1 protein-coding gene is annotated in these 253 nt (G+C 49.8%); it reads right to left on the bottom strand.

The features are described 5' to 3' along the window. A partial coding sequence (tnpA, locus tag BHE89_RS02410; protein WP_128860282.1) for an IS200/IS605 family transposase occupies nt 1-253 on the bottom strand: 253 nt, incomplete at both ends.

Consider the following 253-nt stretch of genomic DNA (forward strand, 5'->3'; position numbering starts at 1 on the left):
CCCCGTTTTACTTTGCGTCCGTAAATGTGTGTTTTGCTGGCGCAGCAGGCGCGACGATACTGATTTCAGATTGTTGACCATCACACTGACCGCCAGTTTTGGCGGGTAAGCAACCAGCAGATGCACATGGTCAGGCTCTCCGTCCATCTCAATAATTTCGCATTCAAGTTTTGCCGCAGCGGAGTCAAATGCATCACGCAGTTGAGCGAGCATCAGTCCGTCAAATAGCTTACGTCGATACTTTGTCGTAAAG

This window comes from Shigella sp. FC1967 (assembly GCF_001743005.1).
Classification (GTDB): domain Bacteria; phylum Pseudomonadota; class Gammaproteobacteria; order Enterobacterales; family Enterobacteriaceae; genus Proteus.